The following is a 16,800-nucleotide window of genomic DNA, read 5'->3' as shown; positions in this document are numbered from 1 at the left end:
GTCGCCCGGTGTGCCGGTCCTCTACACCCTTCTGCGGGAGTTCACCATGTCCGGACCCTTCTCCAGTCGCACCTTCTCCCCGTCACCCCTGAGCCGTCGGGGCTTCCTCGCCGCCACGGGCGCGCTGTCGCTGGCCGCCACGCTGTCCGCCTGTGGCGGCGACGGCGGTGGCACCAGCGGTTCCTCCGCCAAGCCGGTCAGCCAGGCCGACGTCGACAAGGCCATGAAGACCCCGACCCAGCTGACGTTCTGGACCTGGGTCCCGAACATCGACAAGGAGGTCGCGCTCTTCGAGAAGAAGTACCCGGCCGTCAAGGTCAAGGTCGTCAACGCCGGCCAGGGCACGCCCCAGTACACCAAGCTGCGCACCGCGCTCAAGGCGGGCAGCGGCGCCCCGGACATGGTGCAGATCGAGTTCCAGGCCATCCCGACGTTCACCATCAGCGACAGCCTGCTGGACCTTCGGCCCTACGGCGCCTCCGCACTCAAGTCCATGTTCGTGGACTGGACTTGGGGGCAGGTCAGCGGCAGCGGCGGCGAGATCTGGGCGATTCCTCAGGACACCGGCCCGATGGGCATGCTGTACCGCGAGGACATCTTCGACAAGCACGGCATCGACGTCCCCGGCACCTGGGACGAGTTCGCCGCCGCGGCACGGGGACTTCACAAGGCCGACCCGGACGTCTACCTCACCAACCTCGCCGCCAACCAGGTCGCCGCCTGGCACGGCCTGCTCTGGCAGGCGGGCGCCAAGCCGTATGTGACCTCCGGCAAGAGCGACATCACCGTCAGCGTCGACGACGCGGTCTCCAAGAAGCTCGGCCAGTACTGGGGCGCCCTCGCGAAGGAGGGCGTGATCGGCGTCGAGCCGGACTTCACCGACTCCTGGTACGCCGCCCTCAACAAGGGCAAGTACGCCACCTGGCTCACCGGCGCCTGGGGCCCGGCCTTCCTCTCCGGCTCGGCCAAGGCCACCTCGGGCAAGTGGCGCGCCGCCCCGCTCCCGCAGTGGGACGCCGCGAAGCCCAGCTCGGGCAACTGGGGCGGCTCGACCACCGCGGTCATCCGCTCCACCAAGAACCCGATCGCGGCCGCGGTGTTCGCGCAGTTCCTCAACAGCGACCCCGCCAGCGCCAAGATGTTCGCCACCGAGCAGTTCTTCTTCCCGGCGACCAAGGCCCTGCTCGCCGAGACGAGTTTCCTCGGGGACGCGCCCGCCTTCTACGGCGGTCAGAAGGTCAACCAGGTCTTCGCGGACATCAGCGCCCAGGTCGACCCCGCCTTCCAGTGGCCGCCGTTCCTCGACCGGGTGGCCACGGACTGGACCGAGACCGTGGGCAAGTCCCTCGCCGACAAGTCCGACACCGTCAGCGCGCTCGGTACGTGGCAGTCGCGCATCACGACCTTCGCCAAGAGCCAGGGCTTCACGGTCAAGGGAGGCTGACGATGGCCACCCCCGCAGCGGCCACCCCCACAGCGGTTGCCCGCACGAAGTCCCGCCCCCGTAGCCGCCACGGCACGGCCGGAGCACTCTTCATCGCCCCGTTCATGGCGCTGTTCCTCCTGCTCTTCCTCGCCCCGCTCGGCTACGCCGCCTACCTGAGCCTCTTCCAGGAACGGCTGATCGGCGGCTCGACGTTCGTCGGCCTGGACAACTACGTGACGGCCCTCAAGGACCCTCAACTCCTCAAGGGCCTGGGCCGCGTAGCACTGTTCTTCGTCATCCAGGTCCCCGTCATGCTGCTGCTGGCCCTGTTCTTCGCGCTCGCGCTGGACAGCGGCCTGCTGCGGCTCGCCCGGGTGATCCGGCTCGGCATCTTCGTGCCGTACGCCGTCCCGAGCGTGATCGCCACCCTCATGTGGGGCTACCTCTACGGCCCCGACTTCGGCCCCTTCGCCCAGATCAGCCGCGATCTCCACCTGCCGGCCCCGCACTTCCTCAGCGACAGTTGGATGCTCGGCAGCCTCGCGAACATCGTGACCTGGGAGTTCGTCGGCTACAACATGATCATCCTGTACGCCGCCCTGCGGACCATCCCCGCCGAGCTGTACGAGGCGGCCGCCATGGACGGTGCCGGAGCCTGGCGGATCGCCTGGTCCATCAAACTCCCCGCGCTGCGCCCGGCGTTGACCCTCACCCTGCTGTTCTCGGTGATCGGCAGCTTCCAGCTGTTCAACGAACCGAGCCTGTTGATGAAGGTCGCCCCGGCCGTCATCGACAGCTCCTACACCGCCAACCTCTACGCCTACTCCGTCGCGTTCATCAGCCAGCAGACCAACTACGCGGCCACGGTGTCCTTCATCCTCGGGCTGGTCATCGTGATCGTGTCGTACGCCTTCCTGCTCACGGCGAACCGCAGGAGGACCTCATGACCACCGTGACACCCACAGCCTCCGCCACGCCGACGGTGAAGCGGCTGCCCGCCGAGGCACGCTCGCGGCGCAGGTCGCCGGCCCACTGCCGCAGCACCCCGCTCACGATCGCCATGCTGGCAGTCCTGGCGTACTTCCTGCTGCCGCTGTTCTGGCTGCTGGTCGCCTCGACCAAGAGCACCCAGGACCTGTTCAACAGCTTCGGCCTGTGGTTCTCGCACGCGCCGCGGCTGCTGTCGAACATCAAGGCCACCTTCACCCAGGACGACGGAGTGTTCGGGCGCTGGCTGCTCAACACGGTCCTGTACGCCGGGGTGAGCGCGCTCGGCGCCGCGCTGCTCGCGGCGGCGGCCGGGTACGGGTTCGCCAAGTACCGCTTCCGCGGTCACGGCGCGGCCTTCAACCTCGTCCTCGGCGCGATCATGATCCCGACCACCGCCCTGGCGATCCCCACCTACCTGCTCTTCGCCAAGGCGGGCCTGGTCAACACCCCTTGGGCGGTGATCCTGCCCTCCCTCATCAGCCCCTTCGGCCTCTACCTCATGCGGATCTACGCCGAGGACGCCGTCCCCGACAGCCTCATCGAGGCCGCCCGCATGGACGGAGCCGGAGAGCTCCGGATCTTCTGCACGATCGCACTGCGGCTGCTGGCTCCCGGCCTGGTGACCGTCGTCCTCTTCACGCTCGTCGCGACCTGGAACAACTACTTCCTGCCGCTGATCATGCTCAACGACCCGAACCTGTACCCCATCACGGTCGGGCTCTCCTCCTGGGCCGCCCAGGCCCAGAACGGCGGCGCCGGATCCAGCAGCGACATGCTCGCCCTCGTCGTGACCGGCTCCCTGATCTCGATCGTCCCGCTCGTCCTGGCCTTCCTGATGCTCCAGCGGTACTGGCAGAGCGGCCTGGCCACCGGTGGCGTGAAGCAGTAACCCCCCCCAACACCCCCTGCACTCCGGAGGTTTGTCCATGGCGGAGCTACCCGCCCGCGTTCTGTTCGGCGCTGCCTACTACCACGAGTACCAGCCCGGCTACGGCCCGGACGTACGGCCCGACGAACAGCTCAAGACCGACCTCGACCTGATGGCCGATGCCCGCTTCACCGTCATCCGGATCGGTGAGTCGGTCTGGTCGACCTGGGAACCCGAGAACGGCCGCTTCGAACTCGACTGGCTCCAACCGGTGTTGGACGGCGCCCACGAACGTGGCATCTCCGTCATCCTCGGCACCCCCACGTACGCCGTACCGCCCTGGCTGGCCCGCCAGTACCCGGAGATCACCGGCGAGCGGCGCACCGGTGAGCGCATCGGCTGGGGCGCCCGGCAGGAGGCCGACTTCACCCACCCCGCCTTCCGCTTCCACGCCGAGCGGATCATCCGGAAGGTCGTCGCCCGGTACGCCGACCACCCGGCGGTCATCGGCTTCCAGGTCGACAACGAACCGGGGCTGGAGCTCTTCCACAACCACGGCGTCTTCCAGCGCTTCGTCGACCACCTGCGGGCCAAGTACGGCGACGTCGAGACCCTCAACCGTGAATGGGGCCTCGTCTACTGGTCCCACCGGCTGTCCACGTGGGCCGACCTGTGGACCCCGGACGGCAACGCGCAGCCGCAGTACGACGTCGCCTGGCGGGAGTTCCAGGCCCGCCAGTGCACGGAGTTCATCGGCTGGCAGGCCGACATCGTCCGCGAGTACGCCCGCCCCGAGCAGTTCGTCACGACCTGTATCTCCTACACCCGCCCCGCCGTCGAGGACGACGAGCTCACCGACCGCCTCGACATCGCCACCGGCAACCCGTACTACGACATGCAGGACGGCCTGCTCCTGCCCGACCCCACACCGGACGGGCACGAGCAGAAGTGGAAGACCACCGGCGTCTGGTCGATGTACCAGACCGCCGACTGGATGTTCTCCTCCCGGCAGGAGCCGTTCCTGGTCACCGAGACCAACGCGTCGTCCATCGGCTTCGCGTGGGACAACCGCCCCGCCTACGAAGGCCAGTGGCGCCAGGCCGCCTGGGCTCTCGTCGGCCGCGGGGCCCGCATGATCGAGTACTGGCAGTGGCAGACCCTGCGTTTCGGCGCGGAGACCTACTGGGGCGGAGTCCTGCCGCACAGCGGCCGACCGGGGCGCACCTACGCCGAACTCGCCCGGCTGGGCGAGGAGTTCGAGGCCGTGGGACCGCTCGTCGCCGGTCTCGAGCCGGACGCCGACATCACGATCGTCTACTCCACCCCCAGCAAGTGGCTGATGCAGAAGCACCCGCCGCTCGCGACCCGCGACGGCGAACCGGACCCGGCCGCCTACCACCGCATCCTCGACCCCTTCTACCGCGGCGCCTTCGACGCCGGCCGCCAGGTGCGCGTCGTCCACGCCCGCCAGCTGCACGACCCGCGCGGCGAACAGGAGGGCGTGGCGCCCGAGGAGGCCGCGCGCCGCCACCCCGTCCTCGTCGTCCCCGCCCTGTACATCGCCGACGACACCACGCTCGACTGGCTCGCCGCCTACGCCCATGCCGGCGGCCACCTGGTTCTCGGCCCCCGCACGGGCTACGCCGACCACGAGGCACGGGCCCGGCACGAACCGGCTCCGGCGCGCCTGGTCGACGCCGCGGGCGTCAGCTACGACGAGTTCAGCAACCTGGCGCGTGACATCCCGGTCCGCGCGGCGCCCGGGAGTGCGCTGACTCTCCCGGAGAACGCCACGGCGACGTGCTGGGCCGACGGCCTCACCGTCACCGACGCCGAGGTCCTCGCCACGTACGAGCACCCGCACTTCGGCCGCTGGCCCGCCGTCACCACCCGCCGCCACGGAGAGGGCCGCGTCACGTACGTCGGCACCGTGCCAGGTCGCGACCTCGCCCGCACGCTGGCCGAGTGGCTGGCGCCGGCCGCCCGCAGCGGCTGGCGTGACCTGCCGGCGTCCGTCACGACGACCACCGGCACGGCGCCCGACGGACGCCGTGTGCACATCGTCCACAACTGGAGCTGGGAGCCCGTCCGCGTGGACGCGCCGGTCGACCTCTCCGACGCCCTGAACGGCACGTCCCTGCCCGCGGGCACGGCGCTGGACCTCGGCCCGTGGGACGTACGCGTACTCGTCTCCCCGAAGGAGTAGCCGTGCAACGAAGCAGAGCGATGAAGGCGCTGGGTACGTTCCTCGCGGCATCCGCGATACTGGCGATACCCATGACCAGCGCGCAGGCGTACAACCCGACGGGCGGGATCCTCTACCAGCTCGGCAGCGAACCGTGCCTGAAGGGGCGGGGCAACTGCGCGGTCTACCCGAAGTCGGCGCAACTGCCCAGCGGGCGCCTTGTCGCGTCGTTCGAGAAGTCCACCGTCGTACCGGCGACGGGCAGCGCCGACGGACAGACCCTCCCGGTCTACAAGAGCGACGACCACGGAACGACATGGCAGCCGTTGTCCGAGGTCAAGGCTCCCGCGTACCTGTCCGGCGATCCCCAGTACGCGAAGTACAAGAGCAACTGGACCAACCCGTACCTCTACACGCTTCCGCAGGACGTCGGGAACCTGAAGCAGGGCACGCTGCTCCTCGCGAGTGTCGTGTCGGGCGACGACCAGTACTACAGGGAGCACAAGGCGGCCGACCCCAACTGGACGCCCTCCAACGACGGCGACCGCGGCGACCTGGCCATCGCGCTGTACTCCAGCACCGACGAGGGCACGTCGTGGAAGGTCGTCAACGTCGTCGCGACGGGCGGCTGGCAGGGCGGCAGCGCGGGCGCGATCGGCCAGAACGTCGCCGCGGCCAACACCTACAAGCAGGTGGACCCCGTCTGGGAGCCGTACCTGATGGTCTACAAGGGCCAACTCGTCTGCTACTACTCCGACGAGAACGACTACACCGGCTTCAACGCGACCACCGGCGTCCCGACACCGGACCCCGCGAACGGCACCGCCACGGACTCGCACGGCCAGATCCTCGCCCACAAGACCTGGGACGGCCGCAGTGCGCAGTGGAGCGCCCCCGTCGTCGACATCGCGGGCCTGACCCAGAGCATGGGAGGCGGCAAGACGGAGATCGGTGGCGGGCGGCCGGGCATGGCGAACGTCGTCCCGACCGCGGACGGCAAGTGGCTGCTCACCTTCGAGTACTGGGGCGGCGGAGCCAACACCAGGTACGTGGTCGCCGACAACCCGCTGGAGTTCTACCGCGGCTCCGCCACCGGCAACGGCGTCACCTCGCTGCCCGTCGACACCGGCTCCCACGCGCTCGCGACGGGCGGCAGCCCCGTCGTCATCAGGCTTCCTGACGGACGCCTGGTCTACAACGCGGCGGGCAGCGGCAACGTCTGGGTCAACGAGAGCGGACGCAGCGACGGCACGTGGAAGGAGTACCAGACGACCTCGCGGGCCGGCTACAGCCGCAACCTGCAGTACGTCGAGGGCACCGGCCGTATCGCGATCCTCAACAACCAGGGCACATCGACGCTCGCCTACGCCGAGGTCGACCTGGGTCGATCGGACGGCGCCTACTACCGGTTGGTGAACCGCAGGACCGGTCAGGCGATCGGCACCGGAAACAAGACCAACGACGCGAACATCGGCAACGGAGACGTCCCTGACGTCGTCCTGGAGACCCCCGGTTCGGCGGCGAACCCGGACACCCAGTACTGGCACGTGGTGACCGAGCCGAACGGCGGCGTGACGCTGCTGAACAAGTCGGGCGGCCGTGCGGCGGCCATCTGGACGGGGAACGCGACGGCGGGTCAGCGGATCGGCCAGTGGGTCGACAACAGTTCCACGGGCAGCTGGAACCTCGTCAAGACCGACAACGGGTTCTTCACACTGCAGTCGGTCAAGAACAAGAACCTGTACCTGACCGGTGCGTCCGCCGGGGCGCCGCTGACCTTGCAGAACGCGGTGACGGACGGCTCACAGGAGTGGCAGCTCGCTCCGTAGCCGCGGTACGAACCACGTCACTTGACTGCCCTGACGCACCGACAAGACCGTCGGCGACGGCACGACGTGCCTCGCCCCGCGGCCCATGATCGTGGGGGAGGAGAGCCGCGGGGCGAGGGTGGAACCATGGAGCAGCTGGTCGGAGCCGGAGGTCCGGGTGAGCACGGACCGGGCCTCTGGCTGGTCGCGCCGTTCCTTCAGTGGTCGTGCCTGATCGGTCGGCTCAGCAGTCGAAGTCGATCAGGTCGAACGTGACGTAGTGGTCCGAGGTGTAGTAGTCCTCCTCGGACTTCTTGCCGGTGACGATGCGGCGAGCTCCGCGCGTGGACGAACCAGGCGTCTTGACCGTGTACTCGTGGTAGTAGCCGGACTGCTGACTGGGCAGGACGCCCTCCGCGTTGCGGAAGACGATCCCGTCCTGCGAGTACGGGAAGGGGCCGTTCGACGCGATCAGGTCGAGCGTGTCGTACGCCTGGGACGGCAGGTCGCCGTAGCAGATGCTGCCGACCGAGGTGGCCGCGGCCTGCGACGTGGTGGCGGTGACCGTGCCGCCCACGATGAGCGCGGACAGGAGGGCGGCCGTGGCGCCGATGCGTGTTGCGCGTGGGGGGAATCTCATGGACCCATGATGACGCGCGTAGACAGTGGCATGTCAATGACAACTTCGGAGATTTTCCCGTCAAGTCCGATGAGTTTTCGTGGAGTTAACCTGGTGTGTGACGGCTCCATGGCGGCTGCGTGTTTCGGTCGCTGGAGCCCTTGGCGCAGGTCGTCGGCGCGGTCCGGTCCTCGGAGGGCCGGAGGCCCACAGGTGCTCCGCGCGATCCGCGATCCGCGATCCGCGGCCCGCGACCCGCGACCCGCGACCAAAGTATGCGGCGCCGCTACTTTCGTCGGTGATACCGGCCAGGGGGAGGTGCCGGCGGCCCGGGCCTCGTAGATTTGTCGACCGTGAGTGCTGACAATCCGGTGCCTATGGCACCCGTTCTGCCCGGGCGGCGCTGGCTGCTGCCGTCCGCCGTGGTCGCGGAGCTCGACCCCGAACGGACGGGGCGGGGTGGACGGCCCCGGCGTACCGCACGGGACTGGGCGGTCGACTTCGGGTGCTTTCTGCTGGCCGTCGTCATCGGGGCGATGGCCGCCCACACACTGACCCGCGACCCGAACACCCCGCACGCGCTCGCCGTCGTCGACCAGTGGCTCGGCGGACTCGCCTGTCTCGCCGTGTGGTCGCGCCGCCGCCGGCCGCTGGGGCTGGCCGTGGCGATGATCCCCGTCGGAGTGCTCTCGAACACCGCGGGCGGCGCCGGCCTGGTCGCCCTCTTCACGCTCGCCGTGCACCGGCCCCTCAAGTACGTGGGCTGGGTCGGCGGTCTCCAGCTCGCACTGCTTCCGGTCTACTTCTGGCTGCGCCCCGACCCCGAACTGCCCTACGCCGCCGCCATCGCCGTCAGCGCGCTGCTGACCGTGGCGGTCGTCGGCTGGGGCATGTTCGTACGGTCCAAACGGCAGCTCATGCTGAGTCTGCGGGACCGGGCACGGCGGGCCGAGACGGAGGCCGAGCTGCGGGCCGAGCAGGCGCAGCGGCTGGCGCGCGAGGCGATCGCGCGTGAGATGCACGATGTGCTCGCGCACCGGCTGACGCTGCTGAGCGTGCACGCGGGGGCGTTGGAGTTCCGGCCGGACGCGCCCCACGAGGAGGTCGCGCGGGCCGCCGGGGTGATCCGGGAGAGCGCGCACGAGGCGCTGCAGGATCTGCGGGAGATCATCGGGGTGCTGCGGACGGGTGACTCCGATGACGCGGGGCGGCCGCAGCCGACGCTCGGCGCGTTGGACGCGCTGGTCTGCGAGTCGCGTGAGGCGGGGATGAAGGTGGCCTTCGACCTGCGGGTCACCGATGCCGCCGCCGTGCCCGCGTCCGTCGGGCGGACCGTGTATCGCATCGCCCAGGAGGGGCTGACGAACGCTCGCAAGCACGCTCCGGGCGCCGAGGTCACGGTCGATGTCTCGGGTGCCCCGGGTGACGGCCTGAGCGTGTCCGTGAGCAACCCCGCCCCGCCGGGGGAGGTGCCGCATGTGCCGGGTTCCGGGCAGGGGCTGATCGGGCTGACCGAGCGGTCCACTCTGGCCGGCGGACGTCTGGAGCACGGGTCCGACGGGGATGGGGGCTTCACGGTGCGGGCATGGCTGCCGTGGGGTGGGTGACCGCGGGGTGCGCCCGCGGGTGTGTCAGGGCTTGCGGGGGATCACCCGGTGGCCCGCGGTGCCGTATACCCAGCTCGATGTCTCGTCGATGAAGTCCGTGGGGAAGCCTGTGCGGAAGGCCGTGGCCTCCTCCAGGCGGGTCAGTATGTGGTCGGGGAGGGTGAGTTCACTCGCGCCCAGGTTGTCGGTGAGCTGGGTGACGTGGCGGGCACCCACGATGGGGTGGACGGTGGGGGAGTGTGCCATGGTCCAGGCGATCGCCACCTGGGCGGGGGAGGCGCCGAGTTCGTCGGCCGCCGACTGGACCGCTTGGGCCACGGTCCGTTCGAGTTCCCCGATCGCCTCGGGGGAGAGGCGGGTCGCCGTGCCGGGGGCCACACCGCCCGGACGCGTGTACTTGCCCGACAGGACGCCGTTCTGCAGCGGGCTCCACGCGGCCACCGACATGCCGAAGGTCTCCGCCATGGGCAGGAGCTCGCGCTCCGCGTCGCGGCTGAGCAGGCTGTAGGGCACCTGGAGCGCGGCGAAGGGGGACCAGCCCCGCCACTCGGCAAGGGTGTTGGCCCGTGAGACCACCCAGGCGGGCGCGTCGGAGATACCCACGTACAGGACCTTGCCGGACCGTACGGCGTCGTCCAGGGCGCGCATGGTCTCCTCGACCGGTGTGTTCCGGTCCCAGATGTGCACCCAGTAGACGTCGACGTAGTCCGTGCCGAGGCGCCGCAGGCTCGTCTCCAGGGAGAGGGTGAGGTTCTTGCGGTGGTTCCCGGCGGCGTTCGGGTCGGTGCCGTCGCGGGAGACGGTGTACTTGGTGGAGAGGACGAAACGGTCGCGTCGGCCCTTGAGCAGCTCGCCCACGATCTCCTCGCTGGCGCCGCCGCGGTAGTTGACGGCGGTGTCCACCACGTTGCCGCCCGCCTCGGCGTATGCGTCGAGAATGCGCGCGCACTCCTCCTTCGGCGCTCCCACACCGCCCTGCTCCCCGAACGTCATGGCGCCGAGGAACAGCTCCGAGACACGCAGGCCGGTCCTGCCCAAGAGCCGATAGCGCACTGAACTCCTCACCCCCGGGAGAGACCCCGTCGAAATCGTCCTGTCGGCCGACGGTAGTCGTTCGTCGCGGCCGGGGCGTGGGTAATGCCTCGGTGGGCACCTACGGTAGGCACCATGAATGCGATCCGGCTGCTTCTCGTCGACGACGATCCGCTGGTCAGGGCCGGCCTGTCCTTCATGATGGGCGGCGCCGACGACATCGAGATCGTCGGTGAGGCGGCGGACGGGGGCGAGGTCGAGGCACTCGTCGACCGCACCCGCCCGGACGTCGTCCTGATGGACATCCGGATGCCGGTGGTCGACGGGCTCACGGCCACCGAACGGCTGCGGGGGCGCGAGGACGCGCCGCAGGTCGTCGTGCTCACCACCTTCCACGCCGACTCCCTGGTGCTGCGGGCCCTGCGCGCGGGCGCCGCCGGGTTCGTCCTCAAGGACACCCCGCCCGCCGAGATCCTCGACGCGGTACGCCGGGTCGCGGCCGGTGATCCCGTGCTCTCGCCCGCCGTCACCCGCCAGTTGATGGAGCACGCGGCCGGTGGGGCGCCGGGCGGGCGGCGCACCGGCGCCCGGGAGCGGATCGGCGCGCTGGGTGAGCGTGAACGCGAGGTCGCCGTGGCCGTCGGCCGGGGCTCCTCCAACGCCGAGATCGCCGCCGAGTTGTACATGAGCGTCGCCACCGTCAAGACCCATGTCTCACGGATCCTCGCCAAGCTCGGCCTCAACAACCGTGTACAGATCGCCCTGTTGACGTACGACGCGGGACTTCTGGAAGGAGACGGGCACTGAGCACGGGGCCCGCGCGTTGAAAGGACAACGGGAGGGGGACCATGATCGATCTGGGGGAGTACGGCGCGGGATTCACGAGGGACCCGTATCCGGTCTACGCGGCGCTGCGCGAGCGCGGCCCGGTCCACTGGGTGCGGACGCCGCAACCGGGTGCGTTCGAGGGCTGGCTCGTCGTCGGGTACGAGGAGGCGCGGGCGGCCCTCGCCGACCCGAGGCTCTCCAAGGACGCGAGGAAAGCGGGGCCGAGCTCACCCGAAGAGGAGCTGATGGGCCGGCATGTGCTGAGCACCGACCCACCCGAGCACACCCGGCTGCGCTCCCTCGTCACGGGCGCCTTCACGATGCGGCGGGTGGAGGAGCTGCGCCCGCGCGTCCAGCAGATCACCGACGAACTGCTGGAAGAGATGCTGCCGAAGGGGGGCGCCGACCTCGTCGACTCGCTGGCCTATCCGCTGCCGCTCACCGTCATCTGCGAGCTGCTCGGCGTCCCGGACATCGACCGGGTGGCGTTCCGGGCGATGTCGAACGAGATCGTGACGCCGACCGACGGAGATTCCGAGCGGGCCGCCTTCCGGCAGATGGCCGCCTATCTCGATGACCTGATCGAGGACAAGCGGTGCACGGCACCCGGCGACGACCTGCTCAGCGGCCTCATCCGCACCCGGGCCGAGGACGGCGACCGGCTCTCCCGTGACGAGCTGCGCGGGATGGCGTTCATCCTGCTGGTCGCGGGCCACGAGACCACGGTCAATCTGATCACGAACGGTGTGCATGCTCTGCTCACCCACCCCGAGCAACTCGCGGCACTGCGGGCCGACATGACGCTCCTCGACGGCGCGGTGGAGGAGGTGCTGCGCTTCGAGGGACCGGTCGCGACGGCGACGTACCGCTATGCGGCGGAGCCGTTGGAGATCGGTGGCAGGGTCATCGCCGCCGGTGACCCGGTGATGATCGGGCTCGACGCCGGGAACCGTGACGCGGCGCGCTGCCCGGATCCGGACCGCTTCGACATCCACCGCGCCCCACAGGGCCATCTCTCCTTCGGGCACGGCATCCACTACTGCCTGGGCGCACCGCTGGCCCGCCTCGAAGCCCGGGTCGCGCTGCGTTCCCTGCTGGAGAGATGCCCGGACCTCGCCCTCGACGGACCCCCTGGCGACTGGCTGCCCGGGATGCTGATGCGCGGTCGGCGCAGCCTGCCCGTGCGCTGGTGAGCGGTGGTGCGGCTCGTCGGGCGGGGAGCCGCACCACCGTGTCCGCTCAGTCCCGTCTGCCGGGGATCTCCGCCAGGTACACCGGGCGCCGCTCCAGCCGCGACAGCTCGCAGGCCTCGGCGATGCGCAGCGCGTGCAGGGCCTCCTGCCCGTCGCAGGGGTTGGCGCGTTCGCCGCGCACGACATCGACGAAGGCGCCGAGCTCGGCCTCGTAGGCGGGGCCGAAGCGCTCCAGGAAGCCGGTCCACGGCTTGTCGGCGGGCGGCGGTCCGGCCGTTTCGGTGGAGGCGATCGGCGTACGGTCGTCCAGGCCCACGGCGATCTGGTCCAGCTCGCCGGCCAGCTCCATGCGCACGTCGTAGCCCGCGCCGTTCAGCCGGGTCGCGGTCGCCGTGGCGAGCGTGCCGTCGTCCAGGGTGAGGACGGCGGCGGCCGTGTCGATGTCGTGTGCCTCGCGGAACATCGAGGGTCCGGCGTCGGAGCCCATCGCGTACACCTCGACGACCTCGTGGCCCGTGATCCAGCGCAGCATGTCGAAGTCGTGGACGAGGCAGTCGCGGTACATGCCGCCGGAGATCGGGAGGTACGAGGCCGGGGGCGGCGACTGGTCGGAGGTCATCGCGCGGATGGTGTGCAGCCGTCCGAGCCGCCCCGAGCGCACCGCCTCGCGCGCGGTTGTGTAGCCCGTGTCGAAGCGGCGCTGGAAACCCAGCTGCAGGACCGTGCCGGCCGCGTCGACCTCGGCGAGTGCGGACAGCGTGCCCGGCAGATCGACGGCGATGGGCTTCTCGCAGAACACCGGGAGTCCCAGGCGTGCCGCCCGACCGATCAGTTCGCCGTGCGCCGAGGTGGCCGCCGTGATGACCACGGCGTCCACGCCCCAGGTGAAGATCTCGTCCACGCTGGGCGCCGCCGTCGCGCCCAGCCGGTCCGCGACCGCATGTGCCCTCACCGAGTCCGCGTCCGTGACGATGAGGGAGCCGACCTCACGGTGGCGGTTGAGAACGGTCGCATGAAATGTGCCGATACGGCCCGTTCCGATAAGTCCGATGCGCATGGGAACAAGCTGAGGGCCCGCCAGGTGCGCTGTCAATGCTTTGTCCGGACAACCAAACTTCACAACTTCCCGTCAACATCTCACGGAGCTACGCTCGGCGCGTGCCGAAACCAGATGAGGATCTGACCGTGTCGCTCCAGCTCAGTGTCGACCGCAGCAGTCCGGTCCCGCTGTACTTCCAGCTGTCCCAGCAGCTGGAGGCCGCGATCGAGCACGGGACCCTGACCCCGGGCAGCCTTCTCGGCAACGAGATCGAGCTCGCCGGGCGGCTCGGGCTGTCCCGGCCCACGGTCCGCCAGGCCATCCAGTCCCTCGTCGACAAGGGTCTGATGGTGCGCCGCCGCGGTGTCGGCACCCAGGTCGTGCACAGCCAGGTCAAGCGGCCCCTGGAGCTCAGCAGTCTGTACGACGACCTGGAGGCGGCCGGGCAGCGCCCCGCGACCCGGGTGCTCGTCAACACCGTCGTACCGGCGTCCGCCGAGGTCGCGGCGGCTCTGGGCGTGGCCGAGGGCAGTGACGTACACCGGGTGGAGCGGTTGCGGCTCGCCCACGGGGAGCCGATGGCGTACCTCTGCAACTATCTGCCCCCGGAGCTGCTGGAGCTGGACAGCGAGCAGATGGAGGCCACCGGCCTGTACCGGCTGATGCGGGCCGCGGGCATCACGCTGCACAGTGCCCGCCAGTCCATCGGCGCCCGCGCGGCCACCGCGGAGGAGGGGGAGCGGCTCGGTGAGCCGGAGGGGGCACCGCTGCTCACCATGCAGCGCACCACCTTCGACGACACCGGACGCGCGGTGGAGTTCGGCAGCCATATGTACCGTGCCTCGCGTTACTCCTTCGAATTCCAGCTCCTCGTGCGGCCCTGAACGCCAAGCAGACGGCGACAAGGGCAACATCGACTTCCTGACCAGCCCCGCTGTCATCACTGAGAAGGACGCCTCGACCCTCGAGAAACACACCGCGCGCGGGACCCGCTGGTGGGGTGCACGATGCCCGTGTTCGATAATGGGACGTTTGGGGCCGACGAGAGGTCGGCCCCCGGGGCCTGCGGAACGGCCCTCCGGGCCGCTTCGCGAGCCCCGGCGCACCAAAGAACACAGCAAGAAGGGCACGGCCTCGTGGCACGGACTCGGACCTGGGTAAGCATCGCGCTCGCAGGGGCGCTGGGGGTGTCCCTCGCGGGATGCAGCAGCACCGGCGGGAAGCGGGCCGAGGACGCCCGTAAGGCGGCGGCGGCCCAGGGCCGGGCCGCGGTGAACACGCCCAAGTGGACCTTCGCGATGATCACCCATTCGGGCGATGGCGACACGTTCTGGGACATCGTGCAGAACGGCGCGAAGCAGGCCGCGGTCAAGGACAACATCAACTTCCTGTACTCGCACAACGCCGAGGCGCAGCAGCAGGCGCAGCTCGTCGACGCCGCGGTGGACAAGCGGGTCGACGGCATCATCGTCACGCTGGCCAAGCCGGACGCGATGAAGGCGGCCGTCGCGCGCGCCGAGAAGGCCGGAATTCCCGTGATCACGGTGAACTCCGGCTCCGAGCAGTCCAAGGCGTTCGGCGCGCTCACCCACATCGGGCAGGACGAGACGATCGCCGGTGAGGCGGTCGGCGACGAGCTGAACAAGCGGGGCCGCAAGAAGGCCCTGTGCATCCTGCACGAGCAGGGCAACGTCGGTCACGAGCAGCGCTGCGCGGGCGTCAAGAGCACCTTCCACGGCACCGTGGAGAACCTCTACGTCCAGGGCACCAGCATGCCCGACGTGCAGTCCTCCATCGGCGCCAAGCTGCAGGCCGACAAGTCCATCGACGCGGTCGTCACGCTCGGCGCCCCGTACGCGGACACCGCGGTGAAGGCGAAGAACGACGCGGGCAGCAAGGCGGAGATCGACACCTTCGACCTGAACGCGAAGGTGGCCTCGGAGCTCAAGGACGGCACGCTCGGCTTCGCGGTCGACCAGCAGCCCTACCTCCAGGGTTACGAGGCCGTGGACCTGCTCTGGCTCTACAAGTACAACGACGATGTCCTCGGCGGGGGCAAGCCGGTCCTCACCGGCCCGCAGATCATCACCAAGGATCAGGCCGCCGCGCTCGAGGAGTACACCAAGCGGGGGACCCGATGAGCGCCACTGCGCCCGCACCCGCGCCGTCGCCCGACACCAAGGTCGACGAGCGTCTCCTGAAGACCTCGCCGCTGCGCAGACTCATGGGCCGGCCCGAGCTCGGCTCCGTGGTCGGCGCGATCGCGGTCTTCCTCTTCTTCGCGATCTTCGCGGACAGCTTCGTACGGGCCGCGAGCCTCAGCACGGTCCTGTACGCCTCCTCGACGATCGGCATCATGGCCGTACCGGTCGCGCTGCTGATGATCGGCGGCGAGTTCGACCTCTCCGCGGGTGTCATGGTGACCAGCTCCGCGCTGATCTCCTCGATGTTCAGCTACCAGATGACCGCGAACGTCTGGGTCGGTGTCGTCGTCTCGCTGATCGTCACGCTGGCGATCGGCGTCTTCAACGGCGTCATGCTGACCCGTACGGACCCGCCGAGCTTCATCATCACGCTCGGCACCTTCCTGATGCTGACCGGTATGAACCTCGGCTTCACCAAGCTGATCAGCGGCACGGTGTCCACGAAGTCGATCTCCGACATGCAGGGCTTCTCCTCGGCCAGGGACGTCTTCGCCTCGACACTCACCGTCGGTGGCGTCGACTTCAAGATCACCATCCTGTGGTGGCTGGCCCTGGTCGTCGTCGCCACCTGGATCCTGCTGCGCACCCGCTTCGGAAACTGGATCTACGCCGTCGGCGGCGGCGAGGCCGCGGCCCGCGCGGTCGGCGTCCCGGTCAACAAGACGAAGATCGGCCTCTACATGGGCGTCGCCTTCGGTGCCTGGATCTCCGGGCAGCATCTGCTGTTCTCGTTCGACGTCGTGCAGTCCGGCGAGGGCGTCGGCAACGAGCTGATCTACATCATCGCGGCCGTCATCGGCGGCTGTCTGATCACCGGCGGCTACGGCTCCGCGGTCGGCGCGGCGGTCGGCGCGCTGATCTTCGGCATGGTGAGCAAGGGCATCGTGTTCGCCGAGTGGAACCCGGACTGGTTCAAGTTCTTCCTGGGAGTGATGCTGCTCCTGGCGACCCTGCTCAACCACTGGGTCCGCAAGCGCGCGGAGGCGACGGCATGACGACGG

14 protein-coding genes are annotated in these 16,800 nt (G+C 69.7%); 11 read left to right on the top strand and 3 right to left on the bottom strand.

All coding sequences use genetic code 11. From position 1 onward, the window contains the following. Window positions 1-46: 46 nt before the first annotated feature. The 5 genes from OG568_RS12425 to OG568_RS12405 are packed head-to-tail and all read left to right on the top strand — an operon-like array spanning window position 47 to window position 7,298. Entirely contained in the window at window positions 47-1,444 is a 1,398-nt protein-coding gene (locus OG568_RS12425; RefSeq protein ID WP_329531515.1) for an ABC transporter substrate-binding protein, read from the top strand. Window positions 1,445-1,446: 2 nt separating this feature from the next. Continuing rightward, on the top strand, window positions 1,447-2,373 hold the full coding sequence (locus OG568_RS12420; RefSeq protein ID WP_329531514.1) for a carbohydrate ABC transporter permease: 927 nt from the start codon (window positions 1,447-1,449) through the stop codon (window positions 2,371-2,373). Continuing rightward, on the top strand, window positions 2,370-3,305 hold the full coding sequence (locus OG568_RS12415) for a carbohydrate ABC transporter permease (protein WP_329531513.1): 936 nt from the start codon (window positions 2,370-2,372) through the stop codon (window positions 3,303-3,305). Before OG568_RS12420 ends, OG568_RS12415 begins: the two co-directional genes overlap by 4 nt. A gap of 37 nt (window positions 3,306-3,342) precedes the next feature. Further along, on the top strand, window positions 3,343-5,490 hold the full coding sequence (locus OG568_RS12410; RefSeq protein ID WP_329531512.1) for a beta-galactosidase: 2,148 nt from the start codon (window positions 3,343-3,345) through the stop codon (window positions 5,488-5,490). 20 nt (window positions 5,491-5,510) lie between these two features. Next, entirely contained in the window at window positions 5,511-7,298 is a 1,788-nt protein-coding gene (locus tag OG568_RS12405) for an RICIN domain-containing protein (protein ID WP_329536337.1), read from the top strand. Window positions 7,299-7,521: 223 nt separating this feature from the next. Here the strand turns inward: OG568_RS12405 and OG568_RS12400 are convergent, their stop codons facing one another. Then, complete coding sequence (locus tag OG568_RS12400; RefSeq protein ID WP_329531511.1) at window positions 7,522-7,917, bottom strand: ribonuclease domain-containing protein; 396 nt, start codon at window positions 7,915-7,917, stop codon at window positions 7,522-7,524. A 356-nt stretch (window positions 7,918-8,273) separates the two neighbouring features. Between OG568_RS12400 and OG568_RS12395 the strand changes: the two genes are divergently transcribed. After that, complete coding sequence (locus OG568_RS12395; protein WP_329531510.1) at window positions 8,274-9,503, top strand: sensor histidine kinase; 1,230 nt, start codon at window positions 8,274-8,276, stop codon at window positions 9,501-9,503. Between the two features lie 24 nt (window positions 9,504-9,527). On the opposite strand, the gene OG568_RS12390 is transcribed toward OG568_RS12395, so the two are convergent. After that, window positions 9,528-10,556 (bottom strand): aldo/keto reductase, encoded by a 1,029-nt coding sequence (locus tag OG568_RS12390; protein ID WP_329531509.1) that lies wholly within the window; start codon window positions 10,554-10,556, stop codon window positions 9,528-9,530. A 114-nt stretch (window positions 10,557-10,670) separates the two neighbouring features. Here OG568_RS12390 and OG568_RS12385 point away from each other — a divergent pair, with 114 nt between their 5' ends. Together OG568_RS12385 and OG568_RS12380 are read left to right on the top strand one after the other, a co-directional pair. Beyond that, entirely contained in the window at window positions 10,671-11,342 is a 672-nt protein-coding gene (locus tag OG568_RS12385; protein ID WP_329531508.1) for a response regulator transcription factor, read from the top strand. 41 nt (window positions 11,343-11,383) lie between these two features. Further along, window positions 11,384-12,556, top strand: coding sequence for a cytochrome P450 family protein (locus OG568_RS12380; protein WP_329531507.1), 1,173 nt, complete (start codon window positions 11,384-11,386; stop codon window positions 12,554-12,556). 46 nt (window positions 12,557-12,602) lie between these two features. Here the strand turns inward: OG568_RS12380 and OG568_RS12375 are convergent, their stop codons facing one another. After that, window positions 12,603-13,613, bottom strand: a complete 1,011-nt coding sequence (locus OG568_RS12375) for a Gfo/Idh/MocA family protein (RefSeq protein ID WP_266587699.1) — start codon at window positions 13,611-13,613, stop codon at window positions 12,603-12,605. A 128-nt stretch (window positions 13,614-13,741) separates the two neighbouring features. Between OG568_RS12375 and OG568_RS12370 the strand changes: the two genes are divergently transcribed. From OG568_RS12370 to OG568_RS12360, 3 genes are all read left to right on the top strand, one after another. After that, complete coding sequence (locus OG568_RS12370) at window positions 13,742-14,479, top strand: GntR family transcriptional regulator (RefSeq protein ID WP_266591542.1); 738 nt, start codon at window positions 13,742-13,744, stop codon at window positions 14,477-14,479. Window positions 14,480-14,731: 252 nt separating this feature from the next. Further along, the gene (locus OG568_RS12365) at window positions 14,732-15,736 is read left to right on the top strand and encodes a sugar ABC transporter substrate-binding protein (protein WP_329531505.1); all 1,005 of its coding nucleotides are present in this window, start codon (window positions 14,732-14,734) and stop codon (window positions 15,734-15,736) included. Continuing rightward, on the top strand, window positions 15,733-16,794 hold the full coding sequence (locus OG568_RS12360) for an ABC transporter permease (protein WP_266428785.1): 1,062 nt from the start codon (window positions 15,733-15,735) through the stop codon (window positions 16,792-16,794). Before OG568_RS12365 ends, OG568_RS12360 begins: the two co-directional genes overlap by 4 nt. Window positions 16,795-16,800 lie beyond the last annotated feature (6 nt).

Origin of the sequence: Streptomyces sp. NBC_01450 (assembly GCF_036227505.1) — a bacterium.
Lineage (GTDB): Bacteria > Actinomycetota > Actinomycetes > Streptomycetales > Streptomycetaceae > Streptomyces.
Note: the sequence above shows the minus strand (reverse complement) of the source record. Positions and strands in the feature narration are given on the sequence as shown.